Origin of the sequence: Achromobacter spanius, from assembly GCF_002812705.1 — a bacterium.
Taxonomy (GTDB): Bacteria; Pseudomonadota; Gammaproteobacteria; order Burkholderiales; family Burkholderiaceae_B; genus Achromobacter; species Achromobacter spanius.
The window spans coordinates 3,233,489-3,249,555 of sequence record NZ_CP025030.1; the positions used below are offsets into that span (position 1 = coordinate 3,233,489).

The following is a 16,067-nucleotide window of genomic DNA, read 5'->3' on the forward strand; positions in this document are numbered from 1 at the left end:
GGTGCGCGGTGCGGCATGATCAAGATGACTCAAGCTTTCCAGAAAGTCGCCGCCATACGCGGCATGAATGACGTGTTGCCCGGGCCGAGCGCCCGCTGGGAACAATTCGAGGAAATCGTGCGCGGCTGGCTGCGCGGCTACGGCTATCGCAATGTGCGTACGCCCGTGCTTGAGCATACGCGCCTGTTCACGCGCGGCATCGGCGAAGTCACCGACATCGTCGAAAAAGAGATGTACACGTTCACCGATGCCTTGAACGGTGAATCGCTGACGATGCGCCCTGAAATGACGGCAGGCATCGTGCGCGCCTCCATCGAGCACAACATGCTCTATGACCGCCCGCAGCGCGTCTACTCGATTGGTCCGGTGTTTCGCCACGAACGCCCGCAGCGCGGCCGCTACCGCCAGTTTCATCAGATCGACGTGGAAGCCTTGGGCTTCGTCGGTCCCGATGTGGACGCCGAACTCATCGTCATGCTGGCCCGCCTGTGGAAGTTGCTGGGCTTGACGGATGTGCGCCTGGAGCTGAATTCCCTGGGGCAGCCCGCTGAACGCGCCGCGCACCGCGCCGCGCTGATCGAGCACCTGGAAAAGCACCGCGACATTCTCGACGAAGACGGCCAGCGCCGCTTGTACACGAACCCGTTGCGCGTGCTGGACACCAAGAACCCCGCCATGCAGGAAATGGCGAACAGCGCGCCGCGCCTGTTTGATTTCCTGGGCGATGAGTCCCGCGCGCACTTTGAAGGTGTGTGCCAGCGTCTGACCGAAGCCGGCATTGAATACAGCTTGAACCCGCGCCTGGTGCGCGGCCTGGACTACTACAACCTGACTGTGTTCGAGTGGGTTACCGATCGTCTGGGTTCGCAAGGTACGGTGTGCGGCGGCGGTCGCTACGACGGGCTGATCGAACTGCTTGGCGGCAAGCCCGCTCCGGCGGTCGGCTTCGCAATCGGCATGGAACGCCTGCTTGACCTTTGGGAACAAAGTGTCCAGCTCGACACCCCGGCGGAATGCGATGTCTACGTGGTGCACCAAGGCGAAGAAGCGCAGCGCCTGGCGGCGAGCGTCGGCGAAACCTTGCGTGATGCCGGCCTTTCGGTGATCGTGCATGCGGGTTCGGCCGGCTTCAAGTCCCAATTCAAGCGCGCGGATGCCAGCGGCGCCCGGGTTGCGGTTATTCTTGGCGCCGACGAAGTCACTTCGCAGACCGCCAGCGTCAAATATTTGCGTGCGGACGCCCAGGGCGACAACGCGCAGCAGCAGGTGCCGCTTGCGGACCTGGCTGCGGTACTGAACAACAAGGGTTAAGGCATGGCATACGATCTCGAAGAACAGGAAAAGCTGGACGCCATCAAGGCGTGGTGGGCGCGATACGGCACGCTGGTTGTGTCGCTGTTTGCCGCGGTGGCGCTGGCGTGGGGCGGATGGTGGGGCTGGAAGGCCTACGAGTCGCATCGCACCAACCAGGCCATGGGCTACTTCGAGGCGCTGGAAGACGCCGCCCGTCTGGGTGGCGCCGATTCGTCGGTACGCATCAAGGCCGCCGCCGCCACGCTGCGCGAACAGTACCCGGCCACTGGCTATGCCGCGCGCGGCGCGCTGGTCGCGGCGCAGGCGCTGCAAGCGCAGAAAGACGATGCCGGCGCACGTGAACAACTGGAATGGTTGGCCGCACAGGGCAAGAATCCGTCCATGCAAGCCGTTGCCCGGCTGCGCCTGGCCGGCATGCTGCTGGATCAAAAGCAGTTTGATGCCGCGCTGGCGCAATTGAACAATCCGCCGGCTGCGTTTGCCGCCTTGTTCGCGGATCGCCGTGGCGATGTCCTTGCCGCGCAGGGCAAGCGCGATGAGGCGCGTGCGGCGTGGCAAAGCGCCATCGATGGCCTGGGTACGGCTAACCCGCTGACCCAAGTCGTGCAACTGAAATTGGATGCCCTGAGCGGAGCGTGACTGTAATGCGTAAATTTGCACCTGGTCGTACGTGGCGTGGCGCCGTTTGCCTGGCAGGCTTGCTTGCATTGGGCGGTTGCGGCCTGTTTTCCCATGACGATGGCCGTTATGATCCCGCGCCGCTGACCGAATACAAGGCGGGAATGTCGGTGCGTCAGGTCTGGTCTACGTCGATCGGCAGCGGGTCCGGCCTGGGCTTCGCGCCCACGGTGCTGGGCTCCGCCGTCTACGCCGCCACGCCGGACGGTTCGGTCGGCAAGTTCGACCTGCAAAGCGGCCGTCCCTTGTGGAAGGCCAAGACCGATTCCAAGCTGTCGGCCGGCGCCGGCAGCGACGGCACTACTACCGCCGTCGCCTCGCCTGATGGCGAAGTCATCGCCTTCGACGACACTGGCAAGGTCAAGTGGAAGGTCCGCGCCACCAGCGACGTTACCGTCCCGCCGGTGGTGGGCTATGGCATCGTCGTGGTCCGTAGCGGCGACTACCGCATCCAGGCGTTCGATGCCAACAGCGGCGAACGAGTTTGGAACGTTCAGCGTCCCGGCCCGTCACTGGCCTTGCGCAGCGTGTCGCAGATGGTTCTGGCCGAAGGCCTGATCATCTCGGGGCTGCCTGGTGGCAAGCTGATGGCAATTGCGTCGGACAGCGGCAACGTGCAATGGGAAGGCACCGTGGCGACGCCGCGTGGCGCCAGCGACCTGGAACGCCTGACCGACGTTGTCGGCACGCCGCGCATCGCGGGAAATCTTCTTTGCGCGGTGGCCTATCAAGGGCGTATCGTCTGCTTTGATGTCACGGCTGGCGGCCGTCCGCTGTGGGCCAAGGATTTTTCCAGCGTCAGCGGCATGACGCTGGATGAGCGCTTTGCCTATGCGGCGGATCAAAATAGCGTCGTCAGCGCGTTTGCGCTTGATAATGGCGGCAATGTGTGGAAGCAGGCGGCCCTGAAGAACCGTCAACTGACCGCACCGGCCCTGCTGGGTGGCGCGTTGGCGGTTGGCGATCTGGAAGGCTATCTGCACTTTCTGTCGCGTAGTGACGGCAGCCTGATGGCGCGGCTGTCCGTGGGTGGAGGCGCCGTTGTTTCGCCGCCGCAAACCACCCCCCAAGGTGTGCTGGTCCAGACGGGCAATGGCAATCTCGTCCTGATCGGCGCCAATTAAAACCTATAGAACAAAGCCTTACACCGTGTCTTTCAAGCCTGTCGTTGCCCTGGTCGGTCGCCCCAATGTGGGGAAGTCGACCCTTTTCAACCGCCTGACGCGATCTCGCGCCGCGTTGGTGGCCGATTTTTCCGGCCTGACCCGCGATCGCCATTACGGTGAGGGCAGGGTAGGCGAGATCCCGTTCATCGCTATCGATACCGGTGGTTTCGAGCCTGTCGCCAAGGACGGTATCTTGCTGGAGATGGCTCGCCAGACCCGGCAGGCCATCGCCGAAGCCGACGTAGTGGTGTTTTTGGTCGACGCGCGCGCGGGCCTGAACGCCCACGATCACGAGATCGCCCAACTGCTGCGCAAGTCGGGCCAGCAGCGAGTTCTGCTGGCGGTGAACAAGGCTGAAGGCATGGGCTTGGGCCCCGCCATTTCCGAGTTCCATGAACTGGGTTTGGGCCAGCCCTATCCGATTTCGGCGGCGCACGGCGACGGCATCGTCGACCTGATCGAGCTTGCGCTTAAAGATCTGGCCGAGCCGCCCTCGGAAGAAGAACCTTTCGAAGAAGGCGAGGGCGAGCACGATCACCGCATCAAGCTGGCGATCGTGGGCCGTCCGAACGTGGGCAAGTCGACGCTCATCAACACGCTGATGGGCGAAGAGCGCGTGATTGCGTTCGACCTGCCCGGCACGACGCGCGACGCCATCGAAATTGATTTTGACCGTGATGGCCGCCGCTACACGCTGATCGACACCGCCGGCTTGCGCAAGCGCGGCAAGGTGTTCGAGGCTGTCGAGAAGTTCTCCGTCATCAAGACGCTGCAGGCCATCGAGGCCAGCAACGTCGTGCTGCTGATGCTGGACGCGCATACCGAGATCTCCGAGCAGGATGCCCACATTGCGGGTTTCGTGCTGGAAACGGGTCGCGCCGTGGTGGTTGCCATCAACAAATGGGATGGCCTGGACGGCGAGGAAAAGGAACGCATCGAACGCGAATTCCAGCGCAAGCTGCGTTTCCTGTCGTTCGCGCGCATGCACACGATTTCCGCGTTGCGCGGGCAGGGCATCAAGCCGCTGCTGAAGTCCATCAATTCGGCGCATGCCGCGGCGTTCGCCAAGTTGTCCACGCCGAAGCTGACGCGTGAACTGCAGGCCGCCATCGAGCAGCAACAGCCGCCGCGCAAGGGTATCTTCCGCCCCAAGATGCGGTATGCGCACCAAGGTGGCCAAAACCCGCCGCTGGTCGTTATCCACGGCAACGCGCTCGATGCCATCCCCGATTCGTATCGCCGCTATCTGGAAACGCGTTTCCGTAATGCGTTTGACCTGGCCGGTACGCCGCTGCGCATCGAATTCAAGTCGTCGCACAACCCCTACGCGCAGGAAAGCTGATCCATGAGCCGTTTCTGGAGTCCCGTGGTCGGGACGCTCAGTCCGTATGTTCCGGGCGAGCAGCCCAAGCTTCAGAACCTGGTCAAGCTGAACACCAACGAGCATCCTTATGGGCCGTCGCCCAGGGTGCTCGAGGCCATCCGCGCAGCCAGCGACGACACACTCAAGCTGTATCCGGACCCGTCGTCCGATCAACTGCGCCAAGCCATTGCGGCCGCGGTTGGCGTACAAGCCAGCCAGGTCTTCGTCGGCAACGGTTCCGACGAGGTGCTGGCGCACGCATTTCTTGCGCTGCTCAAGCACGACAAGCCGCTGCGCTTTCCGGACATCACTTACAGCTTTTATCCGGTCTATTGCGGCCTGTACGGCATCCAGTACGAAACGGTGCCGCTGGCGGCGGACTTCTCCATCAACGTTGATGACTACCTGCCGGACGCAAACGGGCAGGCTGGTGCCATCATCTTCCCGAATCCCAATGCGCCTACCGGCCGAGCGCTGAGCTTGGCCGACGTTGAGCATATCGTAGCGGCCAACCCGGACGCGGTCGTGGTGGTGGACGAAGCCTATGTGGACTTCGGTGCTGAATCCGCTGTGAGGCTGGTTGCGCGCTACGACAATCTGCTGGTGGTGCAGACGCTGTCCAAGTCGCGTTCGCTGGCGGGGTTGCGCGTGGGCTTCGCGGTGGGAAGCCCCGAGCTTATCGATGGACTCGAGCGCGTAAAGAACAGTTTCAACTCCTACCCCATCGATCGCCTGGCATCGGCCGGCGCAGTGGCGGCATTGGAAGATACAGAGTACTTTGAGCAGACGCGCCAAGCCGTGATCGAAACCCGGTCGCGGATGACGGGGGGGCTGGAGGCGTTGGGCTTTGAGGTGTTGCCGTCGGCGGCGAATTTCGTGTTTGCGCGCCATCCCTTGAAAGACGCTGCGAGTCTGGCCGCCGCCTTGCGCGAACGCAGCATCATCGTGCGTCATTTCCGTCATGCGCGCATTGACCAGTTTCTTCGCATTACCGTGGGCACCGACGAGCAAGTAAACCTGCTTCTGAAAGCGCTGGCGGAGGTCCTGCAAACGTGATTTTCAGAGCCATTTCAGCTTGAAATCTCTGGTGTCACTTTTGCTTCCGGGTCAAGTAGCACGGGCCGGGAAAACCCTGTAGAGTACGTGCTTCGATGTGCTCCACCAGTACAAGAAAGCACATCATCATTCAATAACAAACAAATGGAGCCTGGCCAATGAGCAATAAAGGGCAAACTTTGCAAGATCCGTTCCTGAACACGCTGCGCAAGGATCATGTGCCCGTGTCGATTTACTTGGTGAACGGTATCAAGCTTCAAGGGCAAATCGAATCTTTTGATCAGTACGTGGTGCTGCTGCGTAATACGGTCACGCAAATGGTTTACAAGCACGCCATTTCAACCGTTGTTCCCGCGCGCGCCGTAAATTTCCAGGTGGAAGTCCCTGCTGAATAGTCTCGCTCCAGCTTTACCTTTTTTTGCCCGCCGGACGGTTCTCGTCGGCGGGCATTTTCGCTTTGGCTCCAATATGGTGCATGTATGCGCGCTCTGATTATCAGCGTCGACCTGGGTGATCCGGACTTCGCTGCCCACGCCGAAGAATTCGCTATGCTGGCCAAGGGGGCGGGCGCTGAAGTCGTCGGCACCCTGACTGCTCGGCGCGACCGGCCCGACGCCAAGTTCTTCATCGGCTCGGGCAAGGCGGATGAGGCCGTCGGAATGGCGCAGGCCCTGTTGGCCGACATTGTTCTGTTTGATCAACCGTTGTCACCCGCCCAGCAACGCAACCTTGAACGCGCCTTTAATCTGCGCGTGGTGGACCGCGTTGCGCTGATCCTGGATATCTTCGCCTTGCGTGCGAAAAGCCACGAAGGAAAATTGCAGGTCGAGCTGGCGCAGTTGCAGCATTTGGCCACGCGCCTGACGCGCATGTGGAGCCACCTGGAGCGTCAGCGCGGAGGTATCGGGATGCGCGGCCCTGGTGAATCGCAGCTTGAAATGGACCGCCGCATGATCGGCGCCAAGGTCAAGACGCTGCGTGAACGGCTGGACCGCGTTGAGCGCCAGCGTGTGACCCAGCGTCGTGCTCGGGCGCGAGGCGGCGCCTTGTCGGTGTCGCTGGTGGGTTACACCAACGCCGGAAAGTCCACGCTGTTCAATGCGCTAACGCGCGCGGACAGCTATGCCGCCGACCAGCTCTTCGCAACGCTCGATACCACCACCCGCCGCATCTGGATCGAAGGCGCCGGTTCTGTCGTAGTGTCGGACACGGTGGGCTTCATTCGTGACCTGCCTCACGGCCTGATTGCCGCGTTCCGCGCAACGCTGGAAGAAACCGTGCATGCGGATTTGCTGCTGCACGTGGTTGATGCGGCCAGCCCCCAGCGCGACGAGCAGATTTTTGAAGTGAACAAGGTACTTGCCGAAATCGGCGCGTCCGCCATTCCGACCATCCTGGTATACAACAAGATTGACCGGGCCGGACTGGAACCCCGGGTGGAACGCGATGCACATGGTACGATTGCGCGAGTATTTGTAAGCGCCACCGAGCGCGCCGGTCTGGATGCGTTGCGCGGGGCAATTGCGGAGACCGGACAGATTGTGGGAAACAATGCCGCGAATTATCAAACTCTTCAATCTGAATGACCCCGGTTGGGGTCGTGGGAATAACAATGGCTCCGAGCCGCCGCCGAAGCGGCCTCAAGGCAATGGAGACGGCCCACCTGACCTGGACGAAGTCTGGCGCGATTTCAACAATCGCATCGGCTCGTTGTTTGGTCGCAAGGGCGGTGGCGGTGGCAATAACCGCCCCAGCAACCGAGGCGGCATGACGCCGCCTTCCCCGCGTGGTGCGCGCATTGGCCTGGGCGTCATTGCCCTGGTCGCGGCGGGCATCTGGCTGGCCAGCGGTTTCTACATCGTGCAAGAAGGCCAGGTCGCGGTTGTGACCCAATTCGGCAAGTACAAGAGCACCTCGCAAGCCGGCTTCCAGTGGCGCTTACCGTATCCCATTCAAAGCCAGGAAATCGTCAACGTGTCGCAATTGCGCACGTTCGAAGTCGGTTTCCGCGGGGGTTCGCGCAACAAGGTTCTGCCTGAAGCGCTGATGCTCACGACGGACGAGAACATCGTCGACATGCAGTTCGTCGTGCAATACCGCCTGCGCGCCGATGGCGCTCCTGACTATCTGTTCGAGACTCGCGACCCAGACGAATCCGTTCGCCAGGCTTCTGAAACGGCCATGCGCGAAGTCGTGGGCAAACAGACGATGGACTTCGTCCTGTACGAAGGCCGTACTCAGGTGGCCACGCAAGTCCAGGAGTTGATGCAGCAGATCCTGGACCGCTACCAAAGCGGCGTGCAGGTCAGCACCGTCGCCATTCAAAACGTGCAGCCGCCCGAGCAGGTGCAAGCCGCCTTCGATGACGCCGTCAAGGCCGGCCAAGACCGCGAGCGCCAGATCAACGAAGGTCAGGCCTATGCCAACCAGGTCGTGCCGCTGGCCAGTGGCCAGGCTTCGCGCATGACTGAGCAGGCCGAAGGCTACAAGGCCAAGGTCGTGGGCGATGCGCAGGGTAATACCTCGCGCTTCACCAGCATCCTGGGCGAATACGAAAAGGCGCCGCAAGTCATGCGCCAGCGCATGTACCTGGAAAGCATGCAGGACATCTTCACGCGCGCCAGCAAGGTCATGGTCGACACCAAGAGCAACAACAACATGTTGTATTTGCCCCTGGACAAGATCATGAATCTGGCTGCTCAAGACGGCGGCAAGTCCACCGTCGGCAACCCGGGTTCGCCTGCGTTGATCAGCCCGCCGATTCAACCGCCGTTGCGTAGCAACGTGGTCCCGGTGCCCCAATCTTCCGGCAGCAGCAATAGCAACACGCTGCCTCGCGACCGCGCGTCGCGCTAACCCGGAGGAATTCTGATCATGCAACGTTTTATGCCCATCCTGGTCGGCCTGCTTATCGTGCTGGCTGCCCTGTCGTCCTGCGTCTTCGTCGTGCGCGAGCGCGACTACGCCCTGGTGTTCTCGCTGGGTGAAGTGCGCAAGACCATTAGTGAACCCGGCCTGTACTTCAAGGCGCCGCCGCCGTTTCAGAACGTGGTGACGCTCGACAAGCGCATTCTGACCATCGAAACCAACGAAGCCGAACGTATCCAGACTTCCGAAAAGAAGAACCTGCTGATCGACTCCTACGTGAAGTGGCGTATTGCGGACCCCCGTCAATACTACGTTTCGACGGGCGGCAATGAGCGCGTCGCGCAAGAGCGCCTGCAAGCGCTGATCCGCGACGCCTTGAACGCCTCGGTCAACGTGCGCACGGTGCGCGACGTGGTCTCGACCGAGCGCGACAAGATCATGTCCGAGATTCTGGCCAACGTGGCCAAGCGCGCCGAGCCCTTGGGCGTGCAAATCGTCGACGTGCGCTTGCGCCGCATCGAGTTCGCGCCGGAAATTTCGGAATCGGTGTACCGCCGCATGGAAGCGGAGCGTACGCGCGTCGCCAACGAGCTGCGTTCCATCGGTGCCGCGGAAGGCGAAAAGATCCGCGCTGAAGCGGATCGTCAGCGCGAAGTGATCGTGGCCCAGGCTTACGCCAAGGCGCAGGGCATCATGGGTGAAGGCGACGCAGCCGCCGCCTCGATCTATGCGCAGGCCTACGGCAAGAACCCGCAGTTCTATACTTACTACAAGAGTCTGGAAGCCTACCGTGCTTCGTTCTCGAAGCCGGGCGACGTGCTGGTGGTCGACCCCAGCTCCAGCTTCTTCCAGTTCATGAAGGACCCGGCCGGCGACGCCTTGGCGCCGGTTACCGTGCCCGCCAAGTAAGTCGGCTGCGTATCGCGGAACGAAAAGCCTCTTGGAAATCCAAGGGGCTTTTTTTGATACCCAGCCAGGCTAGGGGGCACGCAAGGAAATAAGGGGACGGTTTGGCGGCGCCTGAATCCCGGCTGGCGCTGCTCGCTGACTCATGTACAATACCGCGTAAGCTAGAAAACATTCCGCAGCGGCTGAGCGGGCTTACGCCCCCTCAGCCGCTTTTTCGTTTGGGCGACGCCCACGCATCACTTGGCGTTATTCAGGTAAACATTCATGGGTAACTGGTTGCTGCCCGAGAGCCTTGCCGACGTACTTCCGGCAGAGGCCCGGCGCATCGAGGAATTGCGCCGCGAACTTCTCGATTTGTACCGTACTTACGGCTTCGAGCTGGTCGCGCCGCCCCTGGTCGAATACATCGATTCATTGCTGTCCGGCACCGGTAGCGATCTGGATCTGCGCACTTGCAAGCTGGTTGATCAGCTTACCGGGCGCACTCTGGGTGTGCGGGCCGACATGACTCCTCAGGTCACGCGCATTGATGCGCACTTGTTGAACCGTGCCGGCGTAACCCGCCTGTGCTATTGCGGCAACGTGTTGCACGCTCGTCCGGCTGATCTGCTATCCAGCCGCGAGCTGTTGCAGATTGGCGCCGAGATCTATGGTCATGCGGGTTTTGAAGCCGATCTGGAAATCATCCAGCTTGTGCTGGAAACCGTGGCGATTGCCGGGGTGCGCAACCCCCGTCTGGACTTGTGCCATCCGGGTGTGGTTCGCGCCATCGTTGAGTCGGACCCGGCTGCCGTGGCGTTGGCGGAAGACGTTATCCGTTTGCTGCGCGATAAAGACGTGCCGGGGTTGGCTGAGCTGGCGTCGCGCGCACCAGGTATGCGGGAAGAGACGCTTAAGGCGTTGACCTTGCTGCCGAATCTGTACGGTGGCCCTGAAGTGCTGAAAAATGCACGTCGTGAATTGCCGTTGTTGCCGGGGGTGGCGGCGGCGTTGGACGCGCTTCAAGCACTGGTGGACGCGATGCCCAATGTGGCGTTCGGTGTCGATCTGGCTGACGTGGGTGGGTATGGCTACCACTCCGGCGTGAAGTTCGCGCTGTATGCGGAAGGCTGGCACGACGCACTGGTCAGTGGCGGCCGCTACGACGACGTCAGTCGTGCCTTCGGTCGGGCTCGTCCGGCAACTGGTTTCAGTCTGGATTTACGCAAACTGGCGGCGGGTTTGCCGCCAGCGGAACGGGCGCGTGCGGTTCGCGCGCCTTGGGGGCAAGCCCCCGCCTTGACCGAGGCGGTTCGCCGTCTGCGCCGGTCAGGGGAAATTGTCGTTCAGGTATTGCCCGGTCACGAGCAGGATCAGGACGAATTCGTTTGCGATCGCGAGCTGGCGCTGCAAGATGGCGCCTGGACGGTCAGAACGCTGTGACTAACTCCCTCTTGGAAACGAGAGGGCCGCGGGGAGATTTCCGGATTTCCCGAGAAACTCGATATTGATTCGTAACATGAGCAAGAACGTAGTCGTAATCGGCACCCAATGGGGTGACGAGGGCAAGGGCAAGATCGTCGACTGGCTGGCGGAATCCGTCCAGGGCGTGGTTCGCTTTCAGGGCGGTCACAACGCCGGCCATACGCTGTGGATCAACGGCAAGAAGACGATTCTGCGCCTGATCCCGTCGGGCATCATGCATCCTGGTGTCACCTGCTTTATTGGCAATGGCGTCGTGCTGTCCCCGGAAGCTCTGCTCAAGGAAATCGAAGAGCTGGAAGCTGCGGGTCTGGACGTGCGTTCGCGCCTGCAGATTTCCGAAATCTGCCCGCTGATCCTGCCTTATCACGTGGCCATCGACAAGGCGCGCGAAGCGCGCAAGGGCGAAGGCAAGATCGGCACGACCGGTCGTGGCATCGGGCCGGCGTACGAAGACAAGGTCGCTCGTCGCGCACTGCGCGTGCAGGACCTGTTCAATCCGTCGCTGTTTGACGAGAAGCTCGCCGAAGTGCTGGATTACCACAACTTCGTGCTGACCAAGTACTTGGGTGCCGAGGCAGTGTCGGCCGACGAGGTACGCGATCAGGCCATGGCGTTGGCTCCAGCCATTGCGCCGATGGTCAAGGACGTGTCGAGCAACCTGTATGCAATGCAGCAGGAAGGCAAGCGCATTCTTTTCGAAGGTGCGCAGGGCGCCTTGCTGGACGTCGACCATGGCACGTACCCCTTTGTCACCAGCAGCAATTGCGTGGCTGGTGCCGCGTCCGCGGGTGCTGGCGTAGGCCCGCAGCAGTTGGATTACGTGCTGGGTATCACCAAGGCGTACACCACCCGCGTCGGTTCGGGCCCGTTCCCCACGGAATTGGTTGACGAGATCGGCACCCGCCTGGCCACCATCGGCAAGGAATTCGGTTCGGTCACGGGCCGTCCGCGTCGCTGCGGCTGGTTTGACGGCGCCGCACTTAAGCGTTCGGTCCGTCTGAACGGCATTTCCGGCCTGTGCATCACCAAGCTGGACGTGCTGGACGGTCTGGAAACGATTCAACTTGGCGTCGGCTACCGCGTGAACGGCGAATTCCGCGACGTGCTGCCTTACGGCGCGCACGCCGTTGCGCAAGCGCAACCGGTTCTGGAAGAACTGCCGGGTTGGTCGGAATCCACCGTCGGCATCACCGAGTACGACAAGCTGCCCGCCGCGGCCCGTCGTTACCTGGAGCGCGTTGCCGAAGTTTGCGGTGTGCCGATCGACCTGGTGTCGACGGGTCCTGACCGCAACGAAACCATTGTCCTGCGTCATCCCCTGAAGGGCTGATCGGGTTAATATTCCAAAGGCCGCCGCCGGTCTCATACCGGCGGCGGCCTTTTCGTATCTTTAAGCAGGAGATGCTTACCTATGAGCACGCCGACCAATGATGAAAGCCATCTGTGGGTGACGTGGGACGATTACAACCGGTTGATCGAGCGCCTTACCTTGCAGGTGCACCAGTCGGGATGGAAGTTCGACAAGATTCTGTGTCTGGCGCGCGGCGGTATGCGCGTCGGCGATGTTATGTCCCGTATTTTTGACGTGCCGTTGGGCATCCTGGCGACCAGCAGCTATCGCGAGGCCGCCGGCACAAAGCAAGGCGACATGGATATCGCCCAGTTCATCACCATCACGCGCGGCACCTTGTCCGGGCGCGTGTTGCTGGTTGACGACATGGTCGATACCGGTAAGACCTTTAACAAGGTCTATGACCACCTGAAGCGCCAGTTCGCGGACATTACCGAGCTGCGCAGCGCGGTATTGTGGTGGAAGGGCCATTCCCAGGCCACGCCCGACTATTACGTCGAAAAGCTGCCGACGAATCCGTGGATTCACCAGCCGTTCGAAGATTACGACAGCCTGCGTCCGCATCAGTTGGAAGCCTGGATCCGCAAAGGTCACACGAGCTGAACCGTTGCGAACGTCAAAGGAGGGGGGCTTGTACGCGCCCGGAGTCCCTCCTAGTAGTCAAAGCGGCGTTGACCATGCTAGAATCGCTGGTTATCGCTAAACCGAACTTGGCTTGTTACTCTTTGGGTAGTCTTTGGGTAACGGAAACAGCCAGCGGAAATCCGAGAAATAAGTAAGAACGAGTAGAAGTGGGGGCGCGTCGGTGTTGTTCAAGCAGCGCTGCATGTTTCCCACTTAGTCGTTTTTCAAGAACTCGGGTTGCGCTTTCAAAGGTTCCACGTTCCGCGGTTATCGCGGACCTGGACCCGCGCAGCGTTGCTGGTAAGCAAGCCAGGTTTGTCATCAACTTTTGTTACCCTACAAGCAGGCCAATCACTTTATGCCTATCGTTCGACTGAAGGAAAACGAACCGTTTGAAGCCGCTCTGCGCCGCTTCAAGCGCACCATCGAAAAGACCGGTTTGCTCACCGAGCTGCGTTCGCGCGAGTTCTATGAGAAGCCCACGGCTGAGCGCAAGCGCAAGCACGCCGCCGCCGTGAAGCGCCACTACAAGCGCATCCGTAGCCAACAACTGCCCCCGCGCCTGTATTGATTTTTGATTCCCGAATCTATTGATTCCAGAATCATTCATCCAGGATCTACTCGCCCGAGTCGACGTCGTCGACGTTGTCGGGCGATATGTGCAGTTGCGAAAGGGTGGGGCCAACTTGCTTGGCCTGTGCCCCTTTCATAACGAAAAAAGTCCGTCATTCACTGTCAGCCCCACCAAGCAGTTCTATCACTGCTTCGGCTGTGGAGCACACGGCAGCGCCATCACTTTCCTGATGGAACATACGGGCACCAGTTTCCCCGAAGCCGTGCGCACGCTCGCGGCTTCGGCGGGAATGACGGTCCCCGAAGAAAATCACAGTCCACGTCAGCAGCAGGAATCCGCGCGTCGCAAGGCCGAGGAGTCCCGCCATACACAGGTGCTGGATGCCGCTCAGGCGCATTATCTGAAGCAGTTGCGAGCATCGCCCGCCGCGATCCGCTACCTGAAACAGCGCGGCCTGACCGGGGAAATTGCAGCGCATTTCGGCTTGGGCTGGTCGGGTACCGACCGTCACGGGCTGTCGCAGGTTTTTCCCAATTACGAAGACCCCACGCTGGTTGAGTCAGGGCTGGTCATCGAGTCCGAAGACGGGCGCCGCTATGACCGTTTTCGCGAGCGCGTCATGTTTCCGATCCGCAATGTGCGGGGTAGCCTCATCGGATTTGGCGGACGCATCATCGGCAAGGGCGAGCCCAAATACCTGAATTCCCCCGAGACGCCGCTGTTTTCCAAGGGCCACGAGCTATACGGCCTTTGGGAAGCGCGCCAAGCCATCCGCCAGGAAGGCCAGGTGATCGTGGTGGAAGGCTACATGGATGTGGTGGGGTTGGCGCAGCAGGGTATCGCCAACGCCGTCGCGACGCTGGGTACGGCGACCACGCCAGACCACGTGAAAAAGTTGCTTCGCGCAAGCGATAAGGTGATCTTCAGTTTTGATGGGGACGGAGCGGGCCGCCGCGCCGCCTGGCGAGCGTTGCAGGCTTGCCTACCGGTGCTGCGTGACGATATCGCGATACGATTTTTGTTTTTGCCGTCAGAGCACGATCCCGATTCGTATGTCCGCGAATTGGGCGCCGAAGCGTTTCGCGCCTGTTTGGGCGATGCGGTGGCGCTTTCTCGTTTCCTGTTGGACGAGCTGGCGTCGCGCCATAACATGTCCGAAGCGGAAGGGCGCGCCAGTTGCCTGCATGAGGCCAAGCCTTTGTTGGCGTCGATTCCAGAATGCGCGTTGCGCGTTCAGATCGAGCGCGAAATGGCCAAGCTTGTGCAACTGACGCCCGAAGAAATGGCGCAGATTCTGGCCCAGCAGCCCGCCAAGCCTTTTACGCCGGCCGGGTCCAAGCCCCCGTCTGGTGAAGGTGGCGGGGCAGCGGGAGCCTCTGCTTCAGATCATGATGGCGGGCACCCGGATATGGGATACGACTTTGCCGGCCATGATTTCCAGGACATTCCCGCCGACGAGCCCGACTATGCCGATTACGGGCATATTCCGTCGCACGGCGCTGAAATGCTTGGCGGTGGCGGCCAGAGGGCCGCAGGGAAACCCGAGTGGAAGAGTAAAGGCGACTGGAAGGGCAAGAGCGACTGGAAGGGCGGGAAAGGCAACTGGAAGGGGCGCCGGGACAATGACGTCGGCGGCTTCGAAGGACGCCGCACGATGCCGTCACTGGCCAAGCGTTTGCTGGGTCTTTTGCTGGCCCACCCCGAATTAGTGGATTCCATGGGTGATCAGCAGCTTGAAGTCATCGATCATGGCCCCCATCTAGGTTTGGTAAGAGACCTGATCATGCTGGCCCAATCCAGCGGGGCACGCCATGTGGGCGCCTTGCTGGAAGCGGCTGATCCGGACTCGGACTTGGCAACCGTATTGAAAGGGTTGCGCGCGGATATCCTGTCGCAGGAAGATCTGCCCGACCCGCAGACGGAGTGGGATGACGCCTTGCGGCGCATTGAATTCGATTCGGCCAAGCTGGAAATGGCCAAATTGGCGTCTACCGGCCTGTCGACTGACGAAGCGCGCAAGCGCTACCTGGAGCTCTCCGGCAGAATGGCCGTCCTTAAGGGTGCCGGGATACGTTAAATGCGCTAAAATTAAAGGTTGTCCGCTGGCAGGCATGGGTGCTTGGCGGAACGATCTGACGGAATCAAATCCCGATATCGCGATCTAATTCTGAAGTGATGGGTTGAAAAGCAGTCGTAGAAAGTAGAAGCAAAAGATAGAACCAAGATCGGTGCTGGAAGTAGCGCACCAGAAAAGGGTACCAAGCAATTGAAATTCGGCCGAAGAGCTTTGGATTCGGCAGCCGTATTTGTTACATCATTAAATTATTATGGCCAATGGCTGATAGCCAAAGGCTGAGCGGTGAATCAGGCAGTTCAACGGCGAGCATTTTTGCGTAGCGTTAGTGGTCTGGGTGCTGTGTCTACATAGCTGCTAGGGGCAACGACCCCATAAGCAAGCAAAGCCTATTTATAGGCAGGCAGCCCCCCCAACGCCCGGAATCCGTCGCGGAATGAGGTTATGCACGTAAAGCGCCCCAACGGTATTGCTCCGCCACGTCGCTAAACGGGTTCGAAAGAACTGGCGCTGCGAACAACGCAGCCGCGTGATCTTCGCCGATTTATCTGTTTTACCCGTAGCTGCGTCGCGCTAGGCCACCGTCTGGCGTGGCGCTTGCGCGGTGCAACATGCCCAAACGGGTT

The 16,067-nt window shown here is 60.9% G+C and carries 14 protein-coding genes; all 14 read left to right on the top strand.

The window, feature by feature from the left end; translation table 11 throughout:
* Positions 1-24: 24 nt before the first annotated feature.
* Positions 25-1,311, top strand: a complete 1,287-nt coding sequence (gene hisS, locus CVS48_RS14700) for a histidine--tRNA ligase (protein ID WP_100857668.1) — start codon at positions 25-27, stop codon at positions 1,309-1,311.
* 3 nt (positions 1,312-1,314) lie between these two features.
* Positions 1,315-1,953: a YfgM family protein gene (locus tag CVS48_RS14705; protein WP_100855082.1), complete on the top strand. Its 639-nt coding sequence runs from the start codon at positions 1,315-1,317 to the stop codon at positions 1,951-1,953.
* Between the two features lie 5 nt (positions 1,954-1,958).
* On the top strand, positions 1,959-3,116 hold the full coding sequence (bamB, locus tag CVS48_RS14710; protein ID WP_100855083.1) for an outer membrane protein assembly factor BamB: 1,158 nt from the start codon (positions 1,959-1,961) through the stop codon (positions 3,114-3,116).
* A gap of 25 nt (positions 3,117-3,141) precedes the next feature.
* The gene (der, locus tag CVS48_RS14715; RefSeq protein ID WP_100855084.1) at positions 3,142-4,500 is read left to right on the top strand and encodes a ribosome biogenesis GTPase Der; all 1,359 of its coding nucleotides are present in this window, start codon (positions 3,142-3,144) and stop codon (positions 4,498-4,500) included.
* A 3-nt stretch (positions 4,501-4,503) separates the two neighbouring features.
* Positions 4,504-5,577 carry a histidinol-phosphate transaminase gene (hisC, locus tag CVS48_RS14720; protein ID WP_100855085.1) on the top strand — a complete coding sequence of 358 codons (1,074 nt, stop codon included), beginning with the start codon at positions 4,504-4,506 and terminating at the stop codon, positions 5,575-5,577.
* A 158-nt stretch (positions 5,578-5,735) separates the two neighbouring features.
* Entirely contained in the window at positions 5,736-5,972 is a 237-nt protein-coding gene (gene hfq, locus CVS48_RS14725) for an RNA chaperone Hfq (protein WP_006218585.1), read from the top strand.
* A gap of 84 nt (positions 5,973-6,056) precedes the next feature.
* Positions 6,057-7,163 carry a GTPase HflX gene (gene hflX, locus CVS48_RS14730; protein ID WP_050446291.1) on the top strand — a complete coding sequence of 369 codons (1,107 nt, stop codon included), beginning with the start codon at positions 6,057-6,059 and terminating at the stop codon, positions 7,161-7,163.
* Positions 7,129-8,433 carry an FtsH protease activity modulator HflK gene (hflK, locus tag CVS48_RS14735; RefSeq protein ID WP_100855086.1) on the top strand — a complete coding sequence of 435 codons (1,305 nt, stop codon included), beginning with the start codon at positions 7,129-7,131 and terminating at the stop codon, positions 8,431-8,433. The genes hflX and hflK overlap by 35 nt, the downstream gene beginning before the upstream one ends.
* 18 nt (positions 8,434-8,451) lie before the next feature.
* A complete protein-coding gene (gene hflC / locus CVS48_RS14740) occupies positions 8,452-9,354 on the top strand; it encodes a protease modulator HflC (protein WP_100855087.1) in 903 nt (300 codons plus the stop codon).
* A 264-nt stretch (positions 9,355-9,618) separates the two neighbouring features.
* Entirely contained in the window at positions 9,619-10,776 is a 1,158-nt protein-coding gene (locus CVS48_RS14745) for an ATP phosphoribosyltransferase regulatory subunit (RefSeq protein WP_100855088.1), read from the top strand.
* 76 nt (positions 10,777-10,852) lie between these two features.
* Positions 10,853-12,148 carry an adenylosuccinate synthase gene (locus CVS48_RS14750; protein ID WP_162941177.1) on the top strand — a complete coding sequence of 432 codons (1,296 nt, stop codon included), beginning with the start codon at positions 10,853-10,855 and terminating at the stop codon, positions 12,146-12,148.
* Between the two features lie 81 nt (positions 12,149-12,229).
* Positions 12,230-12,772, top strand: coding sequence for a phosphoribosyltransferase (locus tag CVS48_RS14755; RefSeq protein WP_100855090.1), 543 nt, complete (start codon positions 12,230-12,232; stop codon positions 12,770-12,772).
* 379 nt (positions 12,773-13,151) lie between these two features.
* Positions 13,152-13,364: a 30S ribosomal protein S21 gene (rpsU, locus tag CVS48_RS14760; protein WP_006218592.1), complete on the top strand. Its 213-nt coding sequence runs from the start codon at positions 13,152-13,154 to the stop codon at positions 13,362-13,364.
* Between the two features lie 19 nt (positions 13,365-13,383).
* Positions 13,384-15,444: a DNA primase gene (gene dnaG / locus CVS48_RS14765; RefSeq protein WP_100855091.1), complete on the top strand. Its 2,061-nt coding sequence runs from the start codon at positions 13,384-13,386 to the stop codon at positions 15,442-15,444.
* Positions 15,445-16,067: the final 623 nt, after the last annotated feature.

Coding starts and splice junctions, on each gene's coding strand:
- hisS (WP_100857668.1), top strand. CDS start 25: ATGACTCAAGCTTTCCAGAAAGTCGCCGCCATACGCGGCATGAATGAC.
- CVS48_RS14705 (WP_100855082.1), top strand. CDS start 1,315: ATGGCATACGATCTCGAAGAACAGGAAAAGCTGGACGCCATCAAGGCG.
- bamB (WP_100855083.1), top strand. CDS start 1,959: ATGCGTAAATTTGCACCTGGTCGTACGTGGCGTGGCGCCGTTTGCCTG.
- hisC (WP_100855085.1), top strand. CDS start 4,504: ATGAGCCGTTTCTGGAGTCCCGTGGTCGGGACGCTCAGTCCGTATGTT.
- hfq (WP_006218585.1), top strand. CDS start 5,736: ATGAGCAATAAAGGGCAAACTTTGCAAGATCCGTTCCTGAACACGCTG.
- hflX (WP_050446291.1), top strand. CDS start 6,057: ATGCGCGCTCTGATTATCAGCGTCGACCTGGGTGATCCGGACTTCGCT.
- hflK (WP_100855086.1), top strand. CDS start 7,129: ATGCCGCGAATTATCAAACTCTTCAATCTGAATGACCCCGGTTGGGGT.
- hflC (WP_100855087.1), top strand. CDS start 8,452: ATGCAACGTTTTATGCCCATCCTGGTCGGCCTGCTTATCGTGCTGGCT.
- CVS48_RS14745 (WP_100855088.1), top strand. CDS start 9,619: ATGGGTAACTGGTTGCTGCCCGAGAGCCTTGCCGACGTACTTCCGGCA.
- CVS48_RS14750 (WP_162941177.1), top strand. CDS start 10,853: ATGAGCAAGAACGTAGTCGTAATCGGCACCCAATGGGGTGACGAGGGC.
- CVS48_RS14755 (WP_100855090.1), top strand. CDS start 12,230: ATGAGCACGCCGACCAATGATGAAAGCCATCTGTGGGTGACGTGGGAC.
- rpsU (WP_006218592.1), top strand. CDS start 13,152: ATGCCTATCGTTCGACTGAAGGAAAACGAACCGTTTGAAGCCGCTCTG.